This is a genomic window from Neobacillus oceani (assembly GCF_046237595.1).
In the GTDB taxonomy this organism is placed as follows: domain Bacteria; phylum Bacillota; class Bacilli; order Bacillales; family Cytobacillaceae; genus Bacillus_D; species Bacillus_D oceani.
This window is the reverse complement of record NZ_CP143543.1, coordinates 3170193-3190530: the sequence shown is the minus strand read 5'-3', so window position 1 is coordinate 3190530 and position 20338 is coordinate 3170193. Positions and strand designations below refer to the sequence as shown.

At 45.7% G+C, this 20338-nt stretch carries 19 protein-coding genes and 1 other annotated feature; of the genes, 18 read left to right on the top strand and 1 reads right to left on the bottom strand.

The window, feature by feature from the left end; genetic code table 11:
- Window positions 1-28 precede the first annotated feature (28 nt).
- The 15 genes from V1499_RS16115 to thrS all read left to right on the top strand — a co-directional run bounded on the left by V1499_RS16115 (window position 29) and on the right by thrS (window position 17773).
- Window positions 29-505, top strand: coding sequence for a MaoC/PaaZ C-terminal domain-containing protein (locus V1499_RS16115; RefSeq protein WP_409276316.1), 477 nt, complete (start codon window positions 29-31; stop codon window positions 503-505).
- A gap of 113 nt (window positions 506-618) precedes the next feature.
- A complete protein-coding gene (locus V1499_RS16110) occupies window positions 619-1335 on the top strand; it encodes a response regulator transcription factor (RefSeq protein WP_409270886.1) in 717 nt (238 codons plus the stop codon).
- Window positions 1332-3092, top strand: coding sequence for a two-component system histidine kinase PnpS (gene pnpS / locus V1499_RS16105; RefSeq protein WP_409270885.1), 1761 nt, complete (start codon window positions 1332-1334; stop codon window positions 3090-3092). Before V1499_RS16110 ends, pnpS begins: the two co-directional genes overlap by 4 nt.
- 82 nt (window positions 3093-3174) lie before the next feature.
- Window positions 3175-5814, top strand: coding sequence for a DNA polymerase I (gene polA, locus V1499_RS16100; RefSeq protein ID WP_409270884.1), 2640 nt, complete (start codon window positions 3175-3177; stop codon window positions 5812-5814).
- 33 nt (window positions 5815-5847) lie between these two features.
- Window positions 5848-6675 carry a DNA-formamidopyrimidine glycosylase gene (mutM, locus tag V1499_RS16095; RefSeq protein ID WP_316570934.1) on the top strand — a complete coding sequence of 276 codons (828 nt, stop codon included), beginning with the start codon at window positions 5848-5850 and terminating at the stop codon, window positions 6673-6675.
- A 60-nt stretch (window positions 6676-6735) separates the two neighbouring features.
- Complete coding sequence (coaE, locus tag V1499_RS16090; protein WP_409270883.1) at window positions 6736-7344, top strand: dephospho-CoA kinase; 609 nt, start codon at window positions 6736-6738, stop codon at window positions 7342-7344.
- A gap of 187 nt (window positions 7345-7531) precedes the next feature.
- The gene (locus V1499_RS16085) at window positions 7532-8563 is read left to right on the top strand and encodes a glyceraldehyde-3-phosphate dehydrogenase (protein WP_409270882.1); all 1032 of its coding nucleotides are present in this window, start codon (window positions 7532-7534) and stop codon (window positions 8561-8563) included.
- An 837-nt stretch (window positions 8564-9400) separates the two neighbouring features.
- Window positions 9401-9532 (top strand): hypothetical protein, encoded by a 132-nt coding sequence (locus V1499_RS16080; protein ID WP_409270881.1) that lies wholly within the window; start codon window positions 9401-9403, stop codon window positions 9530-9532.
- Between the two features lie 511 nt (window positions 9533-10043).
- Window positions 10044-10418, top strand: coding sequence for an adenosylmethionine decarboxylase (gene speD, locus V1499_RS16075; protein WP_316570931.1), 375 nt, complete (start codon window positions 10044-10046; stop codon window positions 10416-10418).
- Window positions 10419-10625: 207 nt separating this feature from the next.
- The gene (locus tag V1499_RS16070; RefSeq protein ID WP_409270880.1) at window positions 10626-11021 is read left to right on the top strand and encodes a cytosolic protein; all 396 of its coding nucleotides are present in this window, start codon (window positions 10626-10628) and stop codon (window positions 11019-11021) included.
- 103 nt (window positions 11022-11124) lie between these two features.
- Complete coding sequence (gene nrdR / locus V1499_RS16065) at window positions 11125-11586, top strand: transcriptional regulator NrdR (protein ID WP_316570929.1); 462 nt, start codon at window positions 11125-11127, stop codon at window positions 11584-11586.
- Window positions 11587-12117: 531 nt separating this feature from the next.
- The gene (locus V1499_RS16060) at window positions 12118-13536 is read left to right on the top strand and encodes a replication initiation and membrane attachment family protein (protein ID WP_409270879.1); all 1419 of its coding nucleotides are present in this window, start codon (window positions 12118-12120) and stop codon (window positions 13534-13536) included.
- Window positions 13537-14475: a primosomal protein DnaI gene (dnaI, locus tag V1499_RS16055; protein WP_409270878.1), complete on the top strand. Its 939-nt coding sequence runs from the start codon at window positions 13537-13539 to the stop codon at window positions 14473-14475. It abuts the gene before it with no gap.
- A gap of 129 nt (window positions 14476-14604) precedes the next feature.
- Window positions 14605-15444 (top strand): putative sporulation protein YtxC, encoded by an 840-nt coding sequence (locus V1499_RS16050; RefSeq protein ID WP_409270877.1) that lies wholly within the window; start codon window positions 14605-14607, stop codon window positions 15442-15444.
- Window positions 15445-15844: 400 nt separating this feature from the next.
- The gene (thrS, locus tag V1499_RS16045) at window positions 15845-17773 is read left to right on the top strand and encodes a threonine--tRNA ligase (RefSeq protein WP_409270876.1); all 1929 of its coding nucleotides are present in this window, start codon (window positions 15845-15847) and stop codon (window positions 17771-17773) included.
- A 42-nt stretch (window positions 17774-17815) separates the two neighbouring features.
- Here thrS and V1499_RS16040 read toward each other — a convergent pair whose 3' ends face one another.
- Window positions 17816-18691, bottom strand: a complete 876-nt coding sequence (locus tag V1499_RS16040) for a YsnF/AvaK domain-containing protein (protein WP_409270875.1) — start codon at window positions 18689-18691, stop codon at window positions 17816-17818.
- 263 nt (window positions 18692-18954) lie between these two features.
- Window positions 18955-19088, top strand: a sequence feature (ribosomal protein L20 leader region).
- A gap of 96 nt (window positions 19089-19184) precedes the next feature.
- Between V1499_RS16040 and infC the strand changes: the two genes are divergently transcribed.
- Genes infC through rplT form a run of 3 tightly spaced genes read left to right on the top strand, consistent with a single transcriptional unit; the run spans window position 19185 to window position 20300 of the window.
- Window positions 19185-19688 (top strand): translation initiation factor IF-3, encoded by a 504-nt coding sequence (gene infC, locus V1499_RS16035; protein WP_409270874.1) that lies wholly within the window; start codon window positions 19185-19187, stop codon window positions 19686-19688.
- Between the two features lie 16 nt (window positions 19689-19704).
- Window positions 19705-19905: a 50S ribosomal protein L35 gene (gene rpmI / locus V1499_RS16030; protein ID WP_316570922.1), complete on the top strand. Its 201-nt coding sequence runs from the start codon at window positions 19705-19707 to the stop codon at window positions 19903-19905.
- Between the two features lie 35 nt (window positions 19906-19940).
- Complete coding sequence (gene rplT / locus V1499_RS16025; RefSeq protein WP_316570921.1) at window positions 19941-20300, top strand: 50S ribosomal protein L20; 360 nt, start codon at window positions 19941-19943, stop codon at window positions 20298-20300.
- Window positions 20301-20338: the final 38 nt, after the last annotated feature.

Sequence of the window (20338 nt, the reverse complement as noted above, 5' to 3'; positions counted from 1 at the left end):
AAAGGCAGGCACTAAGGAGGGCAGAATGATGATTTTAGGAAAAAAGAGAAAGCTCGGCAGAAGGATAGAAGAAATATCTGTTGGGGAGAAACTTGCACTGACCGAAAAAATTGAAGACAAAGACTTGCTTCTTTATCTAGGCCTGACAAATGACGCAAATCCATTATACATACAGCATGATTATGCTTCACAAACCCCTTTTGGTAAACCGGTTGTTCCGGCCATCATGCTGACTGGTATTATTACATCGGCCATTTCAAAATATCTGCCCGGTCCGGGAAGCCATATCCTCGCTCAGGAACTGGATTTTCCTAAACCCGTTTACCACTATGGGACCGTCGATTTTTTACTCGAGGTAATTGAAGTGGATCCAAAATCACATACAATAACAATTTCTGCAGGAGGAAAGAATGAAACCAAAGAAAACGTAGTCCGTGGCAAAATAAAGGTCTGTCCTCCACATCGCCTCTCACGTATGGATGGCAGCGCGCTTGATAACTTTTAAGGGCAGCCAATGGCTGCCCTTCCGCCATTCTTGAAGGCTAAAATTATTTACTATAGTATAGTGTTAGGGGAAGTTATAGATATACAGGGGATTTTTTATTACCGGAGGTCATTATGAAGAAAAAAGTACTAGTTGTCGACGATGAACAATCGATTGTAACGCTGCTTAAATACAATCTGGAGCAAGGGGGATACGAAGTCATCACGGCGATGGATGGAGAGGAAGGCAGGGAGCGGGCGATAAATGAACGCCCCGACATGATTATCCTTGACCTTATGCTCCCCCGGATTGATGGCATTGAAGTTTGTAAGCAGCTCCGCCAGCAAAAGGTGATGATTCCTATCCTCATGCTAACGGCTAAAGATGACGAACTGGATAAAATACTTGGCCTTGAGCTTGGCGCGGATGATTATATGGTTAAGCCTTTCAGCCCGCGTGAAGTTTTGGCACGGGTAAAAGCGATTCTCCGTAGGACAGAGCAATACCAGGAAAAACAGCAGGAAGAACCTGAAGAGGAAGAGGCCATTCTAATTGGGGACCTGAAAATTTTCCCGGAAAGGTTCGAAGCTTTTTTCAAAGAGGAGCTTCTTTCCCTGACCTTAAAGGAATTTGAGCTTTTGAATTGCCTGGCGCAAAATAAAAACAAAGTCCTGACAAGGGACCAGCTGCTAAGCACGGTATGGAATTATGATTTCGCCGGGGATACAAGAATTGTGGATGTACATATTTCCCATCTGCGGGAAAAAATTGAGGTTGATTCTAAAAAGCCCGACTATATCAAAACAATCAGGGGACTGGGCTATAAAATGGAGGAACCGAAGGGCGAATGACAAAATATAGGACGAGGCTTTTAACCGCAATGGTCCTCCTGACAGTCGCGGTCCTTTTAGGGCTTGGCACCCTCTTGGGCCAGCTTCTTAAAAATTATTATCTTGATTCATTTTACGAGAGGCTTGAAAAGGAAAGCAGTATGCTCCGAATGTACATCGAGGATTACGGAGGAATTCTCGGCGCCGATAGGACTGAATTAGAAAAATTCGGAGACAAGCTTGGCGCAGGCATCCTTTTGGTGGACAAGGAAGGGATCATCCTTTACAACAGCCAGGAAAACGTCGCTGCTCCCCGTGATTTAATTTCGGATATTGTTTTGCGTGAAAACAAAAAAACACGATTCTTCAAATTAAAGGACAACCAGGAAGTCCATTACCATTGGACGGAACTGAAAAAGGGGCAGGAAACGGAAGGATACTTGTTTTTGAGCCTGGCTTCGAGCGAGCTAAAGAATGCGTATAAGCATATTTGGTGGTTCATCTCCATTAGCCTTAGCCTTGCCCTTGCAATTATCGTGCTTTTGGGGATGAGGATTACACGTAAATACGCGAGGCCAATAGAATCGGCCGCAAATGTGGCAATGGAGCTTGCAAAGGGGAATTACAGGGCAAGGACCTATGTAGAGGACAGAACCGATGAGACCGGGCTGTTGAGTTCTTCCATTAACGTCCTAGCACGAAACCTTGAGGATATGGCCAAAACCCGGGACATGCAGCAGGAGAGGCTGATGACCCTGATCGAAAATATCGGCAGCGGCCTTGTCCTAATCGACAGCAGGGGAACAATCAATCTCATTAACCGGGGTTACAGGGAATTATTTGAGGTGGAGCCTGCCGATTTATTATATAGGCCATACTACGAAGCCATCCCTTTTAGGGAAATTCGTGAAATGATTGAAGACATTTTCATAACAGAACAAAAACAGCGAAGGCAGTTTATTTTGCCAGTTTTGATTGAACGGAAGTATTTCGACGTATCCGCTTTGCCCATCATCGGAACGAACAATGTCTGGAAAGGTGTCCTGCTTGTATTTCACGATATAACGGAACTGAAAAAGTTGGAGCAAATGAGAAAGGACTTTGTCGCGAATGTCTCGCATGAGTTAAAGACGCCCGTTACTTCTATCAAGGGCTTTGCCGAGACACTGCTTGATGGGGCGATGAAGGATGAAAAGGCGCTCCAGGAGTTCCTATCAATTATCCTAAAGGAGGGTGACCGGCTCCAAAGGCTGATCGAGGAACTTCTTGAACTTTCAAAATTGGAACAGCATAATTTCAGGCTTGATATCTCCGTATTTAGCCTCGATACAATGGTTAAGGATATTGTGGCGATCCTTGAGGGGAAAGCAAATGAAAAAAATATCAATCTCGTTGTCCATCCTGTTCCTGCCGAAATTCAAATGGAAGGCGATCCTTTCAGGATGAAGCAGGTATTAATCAACCTCATCTCGAATGCAATCAATTATACTCCGGCTGGAGGGAAGGTTGAACTTACCATCCGCGAATCCGGAAATGATATCGTGATTTCTGTCAAGGATACGGGCCTAGGGATAGAGAAAAAAGAGATACCCCGGATTTTTGAACGCTTTTACAGGGTAGACAGGGCGAGAAGCAGAAATTCAGGAGGAACAGGCCTTGGGCTCGCCATTGTAAAGCATATCGTTGAAGCCCACAAAGGAAGGATTTCAGTAAAAAGCAAACCGGGAAAAGGGAGCGAATTTATCCTTGAATTCCGCAAGCTGGCCCGGGGAAGATAATCAAGGAAAAAACGGCTCCTAAATGCAAAAGGAAGTTTTTACAATTTAGGGCCGGTTTTGCAAAGGAACAGGAGGAAAAAATGTGGAAAAGAAGAAGCTTGTTTTAATTGATGGAAACAGCATTGCCTACCGTGCTTTCTTTGCCTTGCCTCTCCTCAATAATGACAAGGGTATCCATACGAATGCCGTCTATGGTTTCACGATGATGCTGATGAGGATTCTCGAGGATGAAAAACCAACACATATGCTCGTTGCATTCGATGCCGGAAAAACGACATTCCGGCACGCTACATTCAGCGAGTACAAAGGCGGAAGGCAAAAGACTCCGCCTGAGCTGTCCGAGCAATTTCCGTTTATCCGCGAATTATTGGATGCTTATCAGATACCAAGATATGAGCTCGAAAATTATGAGGCAGATGACATTATTGGCACCCTGTCCCTCGAGGCCGAAAAAGAAGGCTTTGAAGTAAGGGTCATATCGGGGGATAAGGACCTTACACAGCTGTCATCCGATAAAACGACCGTCGGCATTACAAGGAAGGGCATTACAGATATTGAGGAATATACTCCGGAACATATAAAAGAAAAATATGGCCTTGAACCATGGCAAATCATTGATATGAAAGGTTTGATGGGGGATTCCTCGGACAACATCCCGGGGGTTCCCGGAGTCGGTGAAAAAACGGCAATCAAGCTTTTGAAGGAATATGAAACTCTAGAAAATCTCCTTCAGTCCACAGACAAGGTGAGTGGGCAGAAGCTGAGGGAAAAGCTTGAGGAATTCAAGGAACAGGCAAAAATGAGCAAGGAGCTCGCGACCATTACGAGGGAGGCGCCAATAGAAGTAAAGCTTTCCGAGATTTCCTATGAAGGCTTTGACAGGGAGAAAGTCTTTTCCATTTTTAAAGAACTTGGCTTCAATTCGCTGCTGGATAAACTTGGGGAAGGTACCGGAGAAGATGAGAGCGGGGCGGATTTGGCGGAAGTCGACTACGAAAAACCTGCTGAAATCAGTCTAGAATTGTTTGGCGACGAAACCGCCTTTTATATTGAAATCCTTGAAGATAATTACCATTTTGCAGAAATCATTGGAATGGCCATAGCAAGTGAAAAGGGCAGGTTTTATTTTTCAGAGGAAAAAGCCCTTCAGTCATCCGCCTTCAAGCAATGGGCTGAGGATGAAACGAAAAAGAAAATTGTGTATGATGCGAAAGCGACCGAGGTGGCATTGCGAAGACGCGGAATCCATCTTAAAGGAATTGTATTCGATGTATTTATTGCTTCCTACATCATCGACCCGTCAGCGAATATTGACGACCTTTCCACGATCGAAAAAAGATTTGGATTCAGGAATGTCCAGGCGGATGATGCTTTTTACGGAAGGGGAGCCAAACGGAAGGTTCCCGCTGAGGATGAATTGGCCGGGCATCTTGTCAGAAAGGCAATTTCGATAGCGGAGCTAAAGCCACTTTTGGAAAAAGGCCTGCGTGAAAACAGCCAGTATGAATTGTTCAATGAGCTTGAGATGCCGTTGACGCTTGTCCTCGCTGATATGGAATCAACTGGAATAAAGGTGGATCTTGCCCGGCTTAAGGCAATGGGCAGTGAAATACATGATAAATTGGAGGTCATCGAAGAAAAGATTCATGAGATGGCCGGCGAAAAATTCAATATCAATTCCCCTAAACAGCTTGGAGCGATTTTATTTGAAAAGCTGGGCCTTCCTTCCGGCAAAAAAACAAAAACGGGATATTCGACTTCCGCAGATGTTCTTGAAAAGCTGGCGGAGGACCATGAAATCATCAGGCTCATCCTTGATTACCGGCAGCTAGGGAAACTGCAGTCCACTTACATTGAAGGGCTCCTGAAGGTTGTCGACCCTGATACGGATAAGGTCCACACCCGATTCAATCAGGCTCTTACGGCAACAGGCAGGCTAAGCTCAACGGACCCGAACCTGCAGAACATCCCAATCCGCCTTGAAGAAGGCCGGAAAATCCGCCAGGCGTTCATCCCATCCGAGGAAGATTGGGTTATTTTCGCGGCGGACTATTCCCAGATTGAATTAAGGGTGCTCGCCCATATCGCGAATGATGAAAAGCTTATAGAGGCATTCCAACAGGGAGAGGACATTCACACGAAGACGGCAATGGCGGTATTCCATGTCGAAGCGGATGAGGTAACTTCGAATATGCGCCGCCACGCCAAGGCGGTTAATTTCGGAATCGTCTACGGAATCAGCGATTTTGGCCTTTCCCAAAGCCTGGGCATTACGAGGAAGGAAGCTGGCCAGTTTATAGATCGGTATCTTCAAAGCTATCCGGGAGTCCATGATTACATGGAGGATATTGTAAAAGTGGCCAAGCAAACTGGATATGTCACAACCTTAATGCACAGGAGAAGATACATTCCCGAAATCACCAGCAGGAATTTTAACCTAAGGAGCTTTGCAGAGAGGACTGCCATGAACACGCCAATCCAGGGAAGCGCGGCCGATATTATCAAAAAAGCGATGATTGACATGGCTGATGAGCTGAAGGAAAAGGGCCTTAAAGCTCGCCTTCTTCTTCAGGTTCATGATGAATTGATTTTTGAAGCACCGCGTGAGGAAATTGAAACGCTCGAGAAACTTGTTCCTGAGATCATGGAAAACGCCCTTGAACTGAAAGTCCCTCTAAAAGTGGATTACTCGTACGGGGCTACCTGGTACGATGCAAAATAGGCGTGAACAGTTATTTGGATAGGAGGGCTGTGAATGCCGGAACTGCCGGAAGTAGAAACCGTCAGGAAGACACTTGAACAGCTTGTGGTCGGAAAAACAATCAGCAATGTATCGATTTTTTGGCCGAAAATGGTCAAAAACCCGGAGGACACAGTCCAATTCACCGACGCTTTAAGGGGGCAGAGCTTTCTTGAAATCGGCAGGCGGGGGAAATTCCTAATTTTTTATACCGAAGACTATGCCCTTATTTCCCACTTGCGGATGGAGGGTAAATATTCATTGGAAAAAGCCGGGGACCCGGTCGATAAGCATACCCATGCGATTTTCTTTTTTGAGGATGGTACTGAGCTAAGATATAGGGACGTACGGAAATTCGGGACACTTCACTTGTTCCTGAAAGGAACGGAATTCAACCAGCCTCCTCTTTTCGGATTGGGGCCCGAGCCTTTTTCAGAGGAATTTACGGTAGAGCATTTGGCTGGCAAACTCGGCAAAACAAACCGGAAAGTAAAGACCGCCCTGCTAGACCAGAAGATTCTAGTTGGCCTTGGGAATATTTATGTGGATGAGGCGCTCTTCAGGGCGGGCATCCATCCGGAGAGGATTGCTAACACGCTCGATGGGGAGGAAATAATAAGGTTGTATGATGAGATTGTCGCTACGCTTGGAGAAGCGGTCGAAAAGGGCGGCAGCACAATCCGTTCCTATGTGAATTCCCAGGGAGAAATGGGAATGTTCCAGCTTGACCTTCTCGTTTACGGACGAAAAGGGGAAGCTTGCAAAAACTGCGGAACACCGCTTTCTAAAGGTGTTGTCGGCGGCAGGGGAACCCATTACTGCCCGAATTGCCAAAAGCTTTAACCGTTTACGGGGTTGGCTTATCTTATTGGACTCGCAAAATTTATAAATCGGGGTAATCATATGGCATTGACAATCGGCTTGACCGGCGGAATCGCCAGTGGAAAGAGTACCGTGGCAAACATGTGCAGGGAAATGGGCATACCGGTCATTGATGCGGATATCGAGGCGCGGCTCGCTGTCGAACCCGGTGAGCCGGCGTACAAGAAAATTGTCGAATCGTTTGGGTCCGGAATCCTGTTGCCGGACGGAGGGATAGACAGGCAGGCGCTTGGGGCGCTCATCTTCAATGATGAGCAAAAAAGGCTTTTGCTGAACGGGATTGCCCATCCGGAAGTACGAAAGAGGATGGCCGAAAAGAGGAAAGAAGCTGAGATGTCCGGTGCTCCAGTTATTATGCTCGATATCCCGCTCCTTTTCGAAAGCAAGTTGGCCCACTTGGCGGATAAAACACTCGTCGTTTATGTTGACAGGGACACACAGCTTTCACGGCTCATGGCAAGGAATTCTTTCTCAAAGGAAGAAGCTGAGGCCAGGATCCGCTCGCAAATGCCCCTTTCTGAAAAAGCGGACATGGCGGACGCTGTGATTGACAATAATGGAGATATTGGAGAAACAAATCGGCAGCTCCTTGAAATACTCGGGCGCTGGCGGAATGAAAAAGGCGTCTAGCCAGTTCAAGGATACAGGCTTTCCCATTGGAAGGGAGCCTGTATTTTTTATGTCATCCATTTTAAAAAAACAATTGAAAAAGGCGAAAAAATAAGCACATTAATCATCACAATTCGATTTAATTATGTTATACTAATTATGCGAATTAGCAGACATAAGTATAACATAGTGTGGAAGGAGCCGAATAATGAAGGCGAGAATTGCGATCAATGGGTTTGGGAGAATTGGAAGGATGGTTTTCCGGAAAGCCATCGTGGAACAAAATATTGATGTGGTTGCTATCAATGCGAGCTATCCCGCTGAAACACTTGCGCATTTACTTAAATATGATACGACGCATGGCCCTTTCAATGGTGAAGTGATTGCGCTTGAAAATGAACTTATCGTAAATGGAAAGCGTGTTCAGCTTCTAAGCAACAGGAATCCTGAGCAGTTGCCTTGGAAGGAATTGAAAATAGATATTGCAATCGAAGCAACCGGGAAGTTCAACTCACGCGAAAAGGCGGCCCTCCATCTTGATGCAGGAGCGAAGAAAGTCATCATTACGGCTCCCGGAACAGATGAAGACATTACGATTGTGATGGGCGTAAATGAAAGCGCATTAAATATTGATGAGCATGATATCATTTCAAACGCGTCCTGTACGACAAATTGCCTAGCTCCGGTCGCGAAGTTGATTGATGAGAAATTTGGGATTGAAAACGGCCTGATGACAACTGTACATGCCTACACAAATGACCAAAAGAACATCGATAATCCACACAAGGATTTAAGGCGTGCAAGGGCGTGCGGACAATCGATTATCCCGACAACGACGGGTGCGGCGAAAGCGCTCGGATTGGTGCTGCCGCAACTGAAGGGGAAGCTTCATGGGATGTCACTCAGGGTTCCGACCCCAAATGTATCCCTTGTCGACCTGGTTGTTGACTTGAAAAAGGATGTAACCGTGGAAGAGGTCAATTCAGTGTTTATTGAAGCCTCAAGGGGAGAAATGAAAGGCATACTCGATTATACCGACGAGCCGCTTGTTTCTGTAGATTTCAATACAAATTCCCATTCCGCAATTATTGATGGCCTTTCGACAATGGTCATGGGCGGCAGGAAAGTAAAAGTCCTCGCCTGGTATGATAATGAATGGGGTTACTCATCCCGTGTCGTCGATCTGATACTGTATGTGGCCAAGCAAATTGCATCTAAAACGGAAATAAAAGTAGGATAATATAGAAAAGCCGCTGTTATGGTGAAAGCCGCCGTGATGGCGGCTTTTTTTGCTTGTTTGGGGTGCAATGTTCAGCTTTTTTGGAAGTTGATTTGAATTCAAAGCCCGGTTACTGAGTGACAAAGATCGACCAGATCGTAGAAAGGATGTCACTTCAAATGAGGATTCGTGACAATCAAAGCTCAGAATCCGGCTTAGTTGTCACGCAAGCCCCCGAATCGTGACAACCAAAGCTCGGAATCGGGTTTAGTTGTCACGCAAGCCTCCGAATCGTGACAACCAAAGCTCGGAATCGGGTTTAGTTGTCACTCAAGCCCCCGAATCGTGACAACCAAAGCTCAGAATCCGGTTTAGTTGTCACGCAAGCCTCCGAATCGTGACAATCAAAGCTCAGAATCCGGTTTAGTTGTCACGCAAGCCCCTGAATCGTGACAACCAAAGCTCAGAATCCGGTTTAGTTGTCACGCAAGCCTCCGAATCGTGACAATCAAAGCTCAGAATCCGGTTTAGTAGTCACGCAAGCCCCCGAATCGTGACAACCAAAGAGCAAAATCCGGTTTAGTTGTGACGCAAGCCCCCGAATCGTGACAACCAAAGCTCAGAATCCGGTTTAGTAGTCACGCAAGCCCCCGAATCGTGACAACCAAAGCTGAGAATCCGGTTTAGTTGTCACGCAAGCCCCCGAATCGTGACAACAAAGTGCCTAATTCCTGAATTGAAGTCACTCAAATCAGGATGAGTGACATTGATTGCATGATTTCGTGAAAGGAAGTCGCTCAAATCAGGATGAGCGACATTGATTGCGTGATTTCGTGAAAGGAAGTCACTCAAAACAGAATGAGTGACATTGTTAGTGCAATTTTTGTAAAGGAAGTCACTCAAATCAGAATGAGTGACATTGTAAGTGCAATTTTTGTAAAGGAAGTCACTCAAATCAGGATGAGTGACATTGATTGCATGATTTCGTGAAAGGAAGTCGCTCAAATCAGGATTAGTGACATTGATTGCATGATTTCGTGAAAGGAAGTCACTCAAATCAGGATGAGTGACATTGTTTGTGTGTTTTCCCTAAAGGAAGTCACTCAAATCAGGGTGATACAGAAAGGAAATCATCGAAATCCAAATGAGTGACAATGTCCGGCCGAAACCCGATTAATAGGCAGCAGTTTTTTCTTACCAACTAAATCATTTCACCCACTTAAAAACCCGCAGGTACAGCATGGGGAAACCCATAGAACCGACCAAAACCATCCAGAAAAAGAGCAATATCTTTCCTTTTAAAATTTTCATTTTCATAGGTTGCAAAAAGGGTATAAACAAAGTATACTAGTCATCGTGAACTTCTTGAAATTAGGTAGCGATTAATTACTTAAAGGGTTAGGACCTCTCTGGACTAACTTTCCCCCGTGGTAATTACCAGTTACCGTCAATTGTATGGTTTCAGGAATGAAGCAAAAATGTTTGAGGGGGATAATTTAATATGGAAACTATGGGACGACACGTGATCTCCGAACTGTGGGGATGCGACTTTGAAAAGCTGAATGACATGGATTTTATTGAAAGAACTTTTGTAGAAGCTGCTCTAAAATCAGGAGCCGAAATCCGGGAAGTGGCATTTCACAAATTTGCGCCACAGGGAGTTAGCGGAGTAGTCATTATTTCCGAATCCCACCTGACAATTCACAGCTTTCCTGAACATGGATATGCCAGCATCGACGTTTATACGTGCGGCGATTTGAACCCAAATGTCGCAGCGGATTATATCGCTGAAGCGTTGAATGCACAGACACGCGAGAATATTGAACTTCCTCGCGGCATGGGCCCTGTACAGGTAAACCAGGCGAAAGCCCTGTAATTTCATACTGACGAATCCAAAGAGGCGTACTTGCGCCTCTTTTTATATTTTCCCGGACCATTTAGGACGACGCCCGTATTTATTCGGGGATAATCCAAGGCGTTTGTTGATTTTGTTATTCCCCGAAATGTTGTACACTTGGTATAGAAGGTCCAACCTGCAGTAAACAACCCTAAGGCAGGAAAAAATGCGGTGGAGGAAGGAATCGTGCTTAAGAATGTAATGCAGCGTTTTTCAAATGTTTGTGCAACTAGCGAAGGCAACCCCGATGGCGGACTACGGACGCATTATTACCGTTCCGGTAAAGACCCGTTGTTCACAAGCCTGGAAGGGATTCTTGGCAAACAGCCGGGATGCAGGATTGTGGAATCATCAAAAGAACGTGGGGAAATTGCCTGTGAGCTATCCGAACCTTTACCTTGCTTCCTGATTGCGACAATTGTGAATGTGAGGCCATTCGAAACAGCGGTGGATTTCCATCTGTCAACGGAACGCCCCGCGATAATGGCCAATTACGGGAAACTAAGGGGAATCGCCCTTGATTTATACAAGGCTTTGGACAAGGCGCATACATATATTGGTTCTGGAAAAAACAGCGAATAATCCTTGTGAAAAACCCCTCTTTTCTATAAGATTAAAGATGACGGAATACAATTTCAACCCGGTTGCATTGTGCATAATCCCGGAAACAATTGGAGTTGATTAAATGAAATGCCCAGCTTGCCAAAATAGCGGTACACGCGTACTTGACTCAAGGCCCGTCGATGAAGGGCGTTCCACAAGAAGAAGGCGGGAATGCGAGGAGTGCAGCTACCGTTTTACGACATTTGAAAAAGTGGAAGAAATTCCGTTGATTGTAGTAAAAAAAGAAGGTACTCGTGAAGAATTCAGCCGTGATAAAATATTGCGCGGACTGATTAAGGCATGCGAAAAGCGTCCGGTCGCCCTCAAGCAGCTTGAGGAAATTACGAGTGATGTGGAAAAGGAATTACGCAGCCAGGGAACTTCCGAAATTAACAGTGAAGTGATCGGTGAAATGGTGATGGACAGGCTTGCGTTGGTCGATGAGGTTGCCTATGTCCGTTTTGCTTCCGTTTACCGGCAGTTTAAGGATATTAATGTATTTATAGAGGAACTGAAGGAATTAATAAAAAAGGAAAAGAGTTAATGGCAAGTGAATGGAACTCCATTACATATGCCCGAGCTTAAGGCATTCGCTAAACGGGAGCGGATGCCTCATTTTTGTCAACAACTCATGACTGAAGTCACGAGCTTGTAAAGGCAAAAATCGCCTTCTGGTTTTAACAGCCCAATATGCACCTGTTGGCATACCGATTTAATCACCTTCTGTAAGAGGTGAACTGTTTGACGAGGAACCAAGCAAACCCCGTTTTGATCTATCACATGTGCTTGGCTATCGCTACATGCAACCGTTTTTGTTCGTGTTGCTTGAACATTTTACGATGCAGAGCTTTTCCTGCATCAACCCTATATGTACAGTTTTCAAAGAACAATTTCCAGTTATATTATACCATCTATATTGAACGATACGAATGATTGTCTTGCGTGTCGGAAACTTAATCTAATACAAAATCCCTCGATTTTTTAGCACTATACCGTATCCGAAGGCGATTCATCTCATGACTGAAGTTACGAGGGTTTTTGCCTAATTCTATAAAAGAGAAAAGGGGTTAAGGTTATGGCCCAGCACTGGCAGGAACTTGTTCCGGTTGATAGATACATAGTCGCCTCGAATGGGCTGCTCCATGAGTATGATAGAAAAATACTTTCTCTTCTTTATCAGCCCCTGATTGGGCCTGATTGCTTCAGTGTGTATATGACATTGTGGAGCGAGGTTGAGGAAAACCGTTTATGGTCTGAGGCATCTTCCCATCATTTTTTAATGAACCTCTCAGGCCTGAACCTGAAAAGGATATATGAGGCCAGGCTCAAGCTGGAAGGAATCGGCTTGTTGAAAACGCATGTCAAGAACGAGGATGACATCCGGTCATTCATCTATGAACTGCAGCCTCCGCTAAGCCCGGAGCAATTTTTTGTGGATGGGATGCTCAACGTTTACCTATATAGGAAAATCGGCAAAAACCATTTCCTCCGGCTGAAGCGGTTCTTTTGTGACCGCACAATGTCCGAGCACGAGGGGTACGAGGAAGTGACAAAACCCTTTCAGGATATATTTGTTTCGGCTCCATCGAACACTCTTCAATATTTGCAGGACCATTCGGAAGAGCTCGATGCCGAAAAAGGCCAGCAGTTCATTGGCAGGCAATCTGCCAACCCGATCCAGCTTCCGCACGAAACGTTCAATTTCGATCTCCTTGTTTCGGGTTTGGGGGATTCCCTTGTTCCAAAAAGGTCGCTTACCCCAAAGGTGAAAGATGCAATCTGCAACCTGGCCTTCCTGTACAATATCGATGCGCTACAAATGAAAAACATCGTTCTTAGCGCCGTAAACGAAAAGGATGAAATAGACATAGAAGAACTGCGGAAGGCGGCCAGGGACTGGTACCAGTTCGAGAATTACGACAAGCTTCCCGCATTAACCGAACGAGTCCATCCGATTGCCGATAGGGTCCAGCTTGAGGAGCCGAAAACCCAGGAAGAAAAACTGATCAGGTATTTGGAGACAGCTTCCCCCCTTCAGGTTATGAAAGACTTATCGGGCGGGGCAGAACCTTCTAGTGCTGATTTGCAAGTGATTGAAGGCGTCATGCTGAATCAGCAGCTGCTTCCCGGGGTTGTCAATGTGCTCATCCAGTTCGCCATGCTGAAAACCGACATGAAGCTGACGAAGGGCTATGTTGAACGGCTGGCGGGCCACTGGGCGAGAAAACAAATACGGACGGTTAAAGAGGCGATGGAACTGTCAAGGCAGGAACATGCTAAATATATTGAATGGAGTTCGGGCAGCGCGAAATCGCCTGCCGGGAAAAAACAGTCAAAACAAAAGCCAATCCGGACGGAAATACTGCCTGATTGGTTTAATGAAGTGGATAAAACCGAAAAGGTAGAACACGGCTCTCAAAAAGATGCAGAGGCAAGAAAAAAGGCAATTGAGGAAAAATTAAAATCAATACGTGAAAAGAGAGGAGGGAAATAGGTGGAACGAATTAACCAAACGTTAAAACGGCTTGCATCCAATGAAAACTTTATGAAACGTTATGAACAGATGAAATCTGAAATTATGTCAGACCCAAATATCCAGTCATTTTTGAATGAAAATCGAAATATCGTTACAGATAACATGATTGAAAGAAGTATGGTTAAACTTTATGAATATAAAAATCAGAGCAAGCAATGCCAAGGCTGTGAGAGCCTTGATAAGTGTATCAACATTATGCAGGGATATCATCCGGAATTGGTTGTCCATAGGAATTCAATAGATGTTGAATATGAGCGGTGCCCCCGTAAGGTAATGGCGGATGAAAAACGAAGGAATGAGAGGCTTATTAGGAGTCTCCATGTACCCCGTGATATTCTGAATGCTTCATTTGATTCATTTAACGATGGATCTCAAGGAAGGTTCGATGCCGTTGAAAGAGCAACTTTTTTTGTGGCGGATTACCTTGAGGGAAAAAAGCCAAAGGGACTTTATTTACATGGTAAATTTGGAGTAGGAAAATCCTTTTTGCTTGGTGCCATAGCAAATGAACTTGCGAAGGAAAAAATTTCGTCAATGATTGTTTATGTCCCTGAGCTATTTAGGGAAATGAAAAGTGCGATAGGAGATCATACTCTTAACGAAAAGATTGATGCCTTAAAAAAAGAACCAATTTTGATGCTTGATGACATTGGTGCTGAAGCGATGTCAAGTTGGACTAGGGATGAAGTGCTTGGGCCAATCCTTCAGTTCAGAATGCTTGAGAAACTTCCAACCTTTTTTACTTCCAACTTTAATTTTGACCAACTGGAGCATCATTTGACATATAGCCAGCGTGGTGAAGAAGAACAAATGAAGGCTCGCAGGATAATGGAGAGAATTCGATATTTAAGTGAGCCAGTGATGTTAATTGGCCCTAATCGGCGCCAGAAAAATTAAAAAACCCGTTTAGGAAGCCCCCTTCACAAGGAGGCTTCTTTTGTTTTTTCAAAAAGCGGCGGGATTCTAATCCCCCTTTGTCCCCCATATATATGATTATAGGAATCAGCGGGACAGGGAGGGATATGGTTGGGAGAAATCATCTTCGAGAACGGGCCGGACGCCATTTGCTTCTATACTCAGGTGCAAAAGCATTTGCAGGGCGCCGGGCGCGGAATCGAAATTCAGGTTATCGAAGACCGCCATTGTACTAAAATACTATTTGGATCCCTTGATGGGGATTCAATTGATAAATTCGTGCAGGCTTTCTGGGGATACCTTACCGGGGCCAAATGGGACGAGTGGTTCAGAGGGATTTTGCAGGATGCGTATTATTTCATCGACCCGGCAGAGCAGCAGCACATTATTGACATCATGCACTCCATCCTTGAAGGAGATAGGAGGGAGCTGTTCATTTTCCTTGGAAAAAATGGGCCGGAGGGGTATGTCAAGGAATCGATTAGGGAGATGTTAAAGGAAGGCACAAGCTTTTCTTTCGATTCTTTTGTGAAATTTAGGCTGCGTCCATTTTTTGACTACATGGAGGAAGTGGCGGCCCTTTCGATTGATGAATATAAAATGGAGCAGGAATACTTGATTTTCATAGAGTCATTAAGGGAGTTCGTCCAGGGGCGCCCCGCGCGGATGAATCTGCTTCACGTGCTTACGGGGGACGAAATTACATTTTACGATGAAAAATTGGCCGAAGTGAAGAGGGCCGATCTTGCAAAAATGATTGACAGGAAACTATTAATCAACCATCCGGTTTATGTGGATTCCTATTCAATTGCCCCGCTGCTCTCGATTGCCCCTTCGACAATCCATTTATACGCGGAGGAACCGGAGATGCCCCTTATCCGGACGATCATGAACATCTTCGAAGAAAGGGTCGAACTCCATAAACCGGCTGATTTTCCAGCCAAGGCTTAGGGCTGGACGAAATGGCATTGCCGGCTTGATTTTTTTGCGGCAACTACTTATAATAAAGTACATAGCAACTATCGAAGCAAAAGTAATGATAAGGACATGGGCGTTTCTTTACGGCTTGCAGAGAGGGAAGGATTGGTGGAAACTTCCCAGCACGAATGGAATGCTTACCCCCTTTAAACTCCAGCCGTGAAAATGGAAATGAGTAATTGCTGGCGGCCGCAGCCGTTATCTGTTCAAAGTCATTTTTTCAAATGGGCTGGTGTGCCTGTTTAAATGAAAAATTGGGTGGAACCACGTGCATAACAGCTCGTCCCTTTTCCAGGGGCGGGCTTTTTTATTTTTTCAAAACAATCATAAGGCGGGTTATCGCCTGGGTTATCAATAAAAGGAGGAAAAAGACATGGCAGATTTGAAAATTACGTTCCCTGACGGAAATGTGAAAGAATTCGAGAAAGGCACATCAACAGAAGATATCGCCGCGTCCATCAGCCCGGGATTGAAGAAAAAATCAATCGCGGGTAAGGTTAACGGGAAAATGTACGACTTGAGGAGGCCGATTGAAGAAGATGCTTCCGTGGAAATCATCACCCAGGATTCACCGGAAGCGCTCGAGGTGCTCCGCCATAGCACAGCCCACTTGATGGCCCAGGCAATCAAACGCCTGTACCCTGAGGCGAAGTTTGGCGTCGGTCCTGTTATTGAGGGAGGATTCTACTATGACGTAGACCTTCCTGAATCATTAACTCCGGAAGACTTGCCGGCAATTGAAAAAGAGATGGCCAAAATTGTTAATGAAAATGTTCAAGTTGTCCGCAGAGAGGTCAGCCGTGATGAAGCGGTTGCTTTCTTTAAGAAAATCGGAGATGAATATAAGCTTGAACTAATCGAAGCCATTCCCGCCGATGAAACTGTAACAATTTACGACCAGGGCGAATTTTCCGATCTTTGCCGCGGCGTTCATGTCCCTTCAACAGGAAAAATCAAGGAATTCAAGCTTTTGAGCATTGCCGGCGCTTATTGGCGCGGAGACAGCGACAATAAAATGCTGCAGCGCATTTACGGTACTGCATTTTTCAAAAAAGAGGATCTTGCCGAACATCTTCGCTTGCTGGAAGAAGCGAAGGAGCGTGACCATAGGAAAATCGGGAAGGAGCTAAACCTGTTCACAAACTCGCAAAAAGTTGGCCAAGGGCTTCCAATCTGGCTTCCAAAAGGTGCGACAATCCGCCGGATCATCGAGCGCTATATCGTTGATAAGGAAACAAAGCTTGGCTATGACCATGTATATACTCCAGTCATGGGAAGCGTTGACCTGTACAAGACATCCGGGCACTGGGATCACTATCAGGAGGATATGTTCCCGGTAATGGAAATGGACAATGAGCAGCTCGTCCTCCGCCCGATGAATTGCCCGCACCATATGATGGTGTACAAAAATTCGATGCATAGCTACCGTGAACTGCCAATCCGGATCGCGGAGCTCGGGCTGATGCACCGCTATGAAATGTCTGGAGCCCTTTCCGGTTTGCAAAGGGTCCGCGGGATGACATTGAATGATGCCCATATCTTTGTCCGTCCCGACCAGATTAAAGAGGAATTCAAGCGGGTAGTGAATTTGGTTCTTGATGTTTATAAGGATTTCGACATCAATGACTATTCCTTCAGGCTTTCCTACCGTGACCCTGAAAATACGGAAAAGTATTTCGATGATGATGAAATGTGGGAAAAAGCGCAGGCGATGCTGAAGGAGACAATGGATGAGCTTGGCCTTGAGTATTTCGAGGCAGAAGGCGAGGCGGCTTTCTACGGTCCTAAGCTAGATGTACAGGTTAAGACAGCGCTTGGCAAGGATGAAACTTTGTCGACTGTCCAGCTTGACTTCCTGCTTCCGGAGCGATTCGACCTTACTTATGTCGGCGAGGATGGCAAGCAGCACCGCCCGGTTGTTATCCACCGCGGCGTTGTATCGACGATGGAACGTTTTGTTGCGTTCTTGATCGAGGAATACAAGGGAGCATTCCCTGCTTGGCTCGCTCCTGTCCAGGTCCAGGTCATTCCGGTATCTCCGTCCGCCCATTATGAGTATGCGCGCAAGGTTCAGGAGCAGCTTCAGATGGAAGGGTTCCGGGTTGAAATGGATAACCGCGATGAAAAGATTGGCTATAAAATCCGTGAAGCGCAAATGCAGAAAATTCCTTTCATGCTTGTCGTTGGCGACAAAGAAGTCGAGGAAGGCGCAGTCAATGTCCGTAAGTATGGCGAACAAAAGTCGGAAACGATGCCATTTGATGAATTTGCTTCAATCTTGAAAGAGAATGTAAAACGATAAACACAAAAACAGCTGCCGGCCTTATGCCGGCAGCTATTTTTGTTAGAGTCGATCGGTGCGGTCGTTGTCCAACACGTCCCGTTTCTTATCAAAGTCGGTGTTGCCCTCCGATTCGATATGCGCCTCTTCACGCTTGACGTTTTCGACAACCTTTTCGGTCGACTGGACTTCCTTTTTGCCGATAACGAGTTCTTCCGTTACGACAGGCCTTTTTGTGACTTCTACTTTTTCTTCAACGATCGGAACGCGGATCGTTTCATCGTCACCAATTTCCCCGGCGTCGGCATTGTAACCGTCAACCTCGCGCCGCTCAACGTAGAACTCTTCGCGGGTTACAGGGACATTGACAGACTCCTGTTCCTCGACTATGTCCTTGTGAACCTTCACTTCGCCAGTCTGGACACGATTCTTTTGGACGTCGAGCTGCTCTTCACGAAGCTTTAACGTACGTTCATCCTCCGCATCAAGCCTGTCGATATCCACCCCGCTCCGGGAAAATCCAGAGACGTCTTGGCCCGTATACCCGAACCGTGTTCCCTCGTCTACAACCTGACCGGAAACTCCGGTATCCTCGAACAGGACAATCCGGCCTGCTTCCAAATCTCCTGCATATTCACGGGCTTCGCTTTCCCGAAGCCCGAATCCGACAAGGCGGTCGTAATAGGAAGCTTCACCGGTGTCGTCAGGCCCTTCAAAAGCGGATGCCAGACTTTTGAAAAATCCTCTGTTGTCCGTCGTCGCATCCTCGTTCAATGTTTCCTCCCGTAAGCCCGTCAAATTTCCGAGATGTTCCATGGTGCCGTCTGTTTTTCCGAATACGGACAGGTTGCTTAGAGTATTGCCTTCCTTTTGGTAACGGTCAATTGCTTCTATGAGTTCCTCTTCACTGTTGTAAACTCCAACTACTCGTTTTGCCATTTTCGATCACCCTCCAAAAATTTTTTGGACGGCCCTCAAAAGAGGGCGTATGTGCCGTTTTCCCTTTATACCGCGATGGAAAACAAACAAACGGTGGCAATGGCGGATTTTTTTGGAAATAGTTTTCGACATTTCCAAAATTCATTATTGAACTTTGTTAAATGGTCTGGTACAATAACTAACGTTGCCTTTTATAAAACAGCATGATTGACACCCTGATTGGGGTATGGTATAGTTTACAAGGTGAAAGTGAATACGAAATTTAGGGAAAGAAGAAGCACCCGCTTCTCACCTGGCTGACGCCTAGGCAGTTGGCAGGTTTTACGTGACTGGTTTTTTACAAAACCTTTTCTGTTCGTAAAAGTGTGGGTGTATGCATCCGCGCTTTTTTTAATGCAATAAAACCTGTCCGGCCTGGAGCTGGAAGCCCTTTGCCCCGGACAACGTATTCGTTATTAAACCTTGGAGGTGGCTAACTATTAGCAAAGACCAAATGTTGTTGAACGAAGGCATTCGCGCCCGGGAGGTTCGCCTGATTGACCAGAACGGGGAGCAGCTTGGAATCAAAACGAAATTTGAAGCTCTTGAAATCGCAGGCCGTGTGAATCTTGATTTGGTGCTGGTAGCACCAAATGCAAAACCGCCGGTAGCCCGGATCATGGATTACGGCAAATTCAAATTCGAGCAGCAAAAGAAAGATAAAGAGGCGCGCAAGAACCAGAAAATCATTACAACGAAAGAGGTACGCCTCAGCCCGACCATTGATGAGCACGACTTTAACACAAAGCTTCGTAATGCGATCAAATTCCTTGAAAAAGGCGATAAAGTAAAAGCATCGATCCGCTTTAAGGGCCGTGCAATCACCCATAAGGAAATTGGCCAGCGCGTGCTGGACCGTTTCGCCCAAGCGTGCAAGGACGTTGCGACGATCGAATCCCATCCAAAAATGGATGGCCGGAGCATGTTCCTGGTTTTAGCACCTAAAAACGACAAGTAACAAGGAGGACTTCCCAATGCCAAAAATGAAAACTCACCGCGGCGCTGCCAAGCGTTTCAAAAAGACCGGATCTGGTAAACTGAAGCGTGGCCACGCTTATACAAGCCACTTGTTCGCGAACAAGTCCACAAAAGCAAAGCGTAAGCTTCGCAAATCAGCAATGGTTTCTAAAGGTGACTTCAAGCGCATTCGCCAGTTGTTGGACAATCTTAAGTAATATCGAGCGATCGATTCATATAGGAGGGAAAATACATGCCACGTGTAAAAGGCGGTACTGTTACGCGCAAGCGTCGTAAAAAAGTTCTTAAATTAGCAAAAGGTTATTTCGGTTCAAAACATACATTATACAAAGTTGCAAACCAGCAGGTTATGAAATCCCTGATGTACGCATACCGCGACCGTCGCCAGAAGAAGCGCGACTTCCGCAAACTTTGGATTACCCGTATCAACGCAGCTGCACGCATCAACGGCCTTTCCTACAGCCGTTTAATGCATGGCCTGAAGCTTGCGGGCATCGAAGTAAACCGCAAAATGCTTGCTGAGCTTGCTGTCAGCGACGCAGCGGCATTCGCAGAACTTGCAAACGCTGCTAAGAAGCAATTTGAAAAATAAGCACAACTGTAAAGCCATTTCCTAAAAAGGGAATGGCT

Bases quoted from the DNA above. Each gene is read 5' to 3' on its own strand.
- V1499_RS16060 (WP_409270879.1), top strand. From the start codon at position 12,118: ATGGCCCAGCACTGGCAGGAACTTGTTCCGGTTGATAGATACATAGTC.
- V1499_RS16085 (WP_409270882.1), top strand. From the start codon at position 7,532: ATGAAGGCGAGAATTGCGATCAATGGGTTTGGGAGAATTGGAAGGATG.
- V1499_RS16115 (WP_409276316.1), top strand. From the start codon at position 29: ATGATTTTAGGAAAAAAGAGAAAGCTCGGCAGAAGGATAGAAGAAATA.
- coaE (WP_409270883.1), top strand. From the start codon at position 6,736: ATGGCATTGACAATCGGCTTGACCGGCGGAATCGCCAGTGGAAAGAGT.
- rpmI (WP_316570922.1), top strand. From the start codon at position 19,705: ATGCCAAAAATGAAAACTCACCGCGGCGCTGCCAAGCGTTTCAAAAAG.
- speD (WP_316570931.1), top strand. From the start codon at position 10,044: ATGGAAACTATGGGACGACACGTGATCTCCGAACTGTGGGGATGCGAC.
- nrdR (WP_316570929.1), top strand. From the start codon at position 11,125: ATGAAATGCCCAGCTTGCCAAAATAGCGGTACACGCGTACTTGACTCA.
- V1499_RS16110 (WP_409270886.1), top strand. From the start codon at position 619: ATGAAGAAAAAAGTACTAGTTGTCGACGATGAACAATCGATTGTAACG.
- infC (WP_409270874.1), top strand. From the start codon at position 19,185: ATGTTGTTGAACGAAGGCATTCGCGCCCGGGAGGTTCGCCTGATTGAC.
- rplT (WP_316570921.1), top strand. From the start codon at position 19,941: ATGCCACGTGTAAAAGGCGGTACTGTTACGCGCAAGCGTCGTAAAAAA.
- thrS (WP_409270876.1), top strand. From the start codon at position 15,845: ATGGCAGATTTGAAAATTACGTTCCCTGACGGAAATGTGAAAGAATTC.
- mutM (WP_316570934.1), top strand. From the start codon at position 5,848: ATGCCGGAACTGCCGGAAGTAGAAACCGTCAGGAAGACACTTGAACAG.
- V1499_RS16080 (WP_409270881.1), top strand. From the start codon at position 9,401: ATGAGTGACATTGTTAGTGCAATTTTTGTAAAGGAAGTCACTCAAATC.
- V1499_RS16040 (WP_409270875.1), bottom strand. From the start codon at position 18,691: ATGGCAAAACGAGTAGTTGGAGTTTACAACAGTGAAGAGGAACTCATA.
- pnpS (WP_409270885.1), top strand. From the start codon at position 1,332: ATGACAAAATATAGGACGAGGCTTTTAACCGCAATGGTCCTCCTGACA.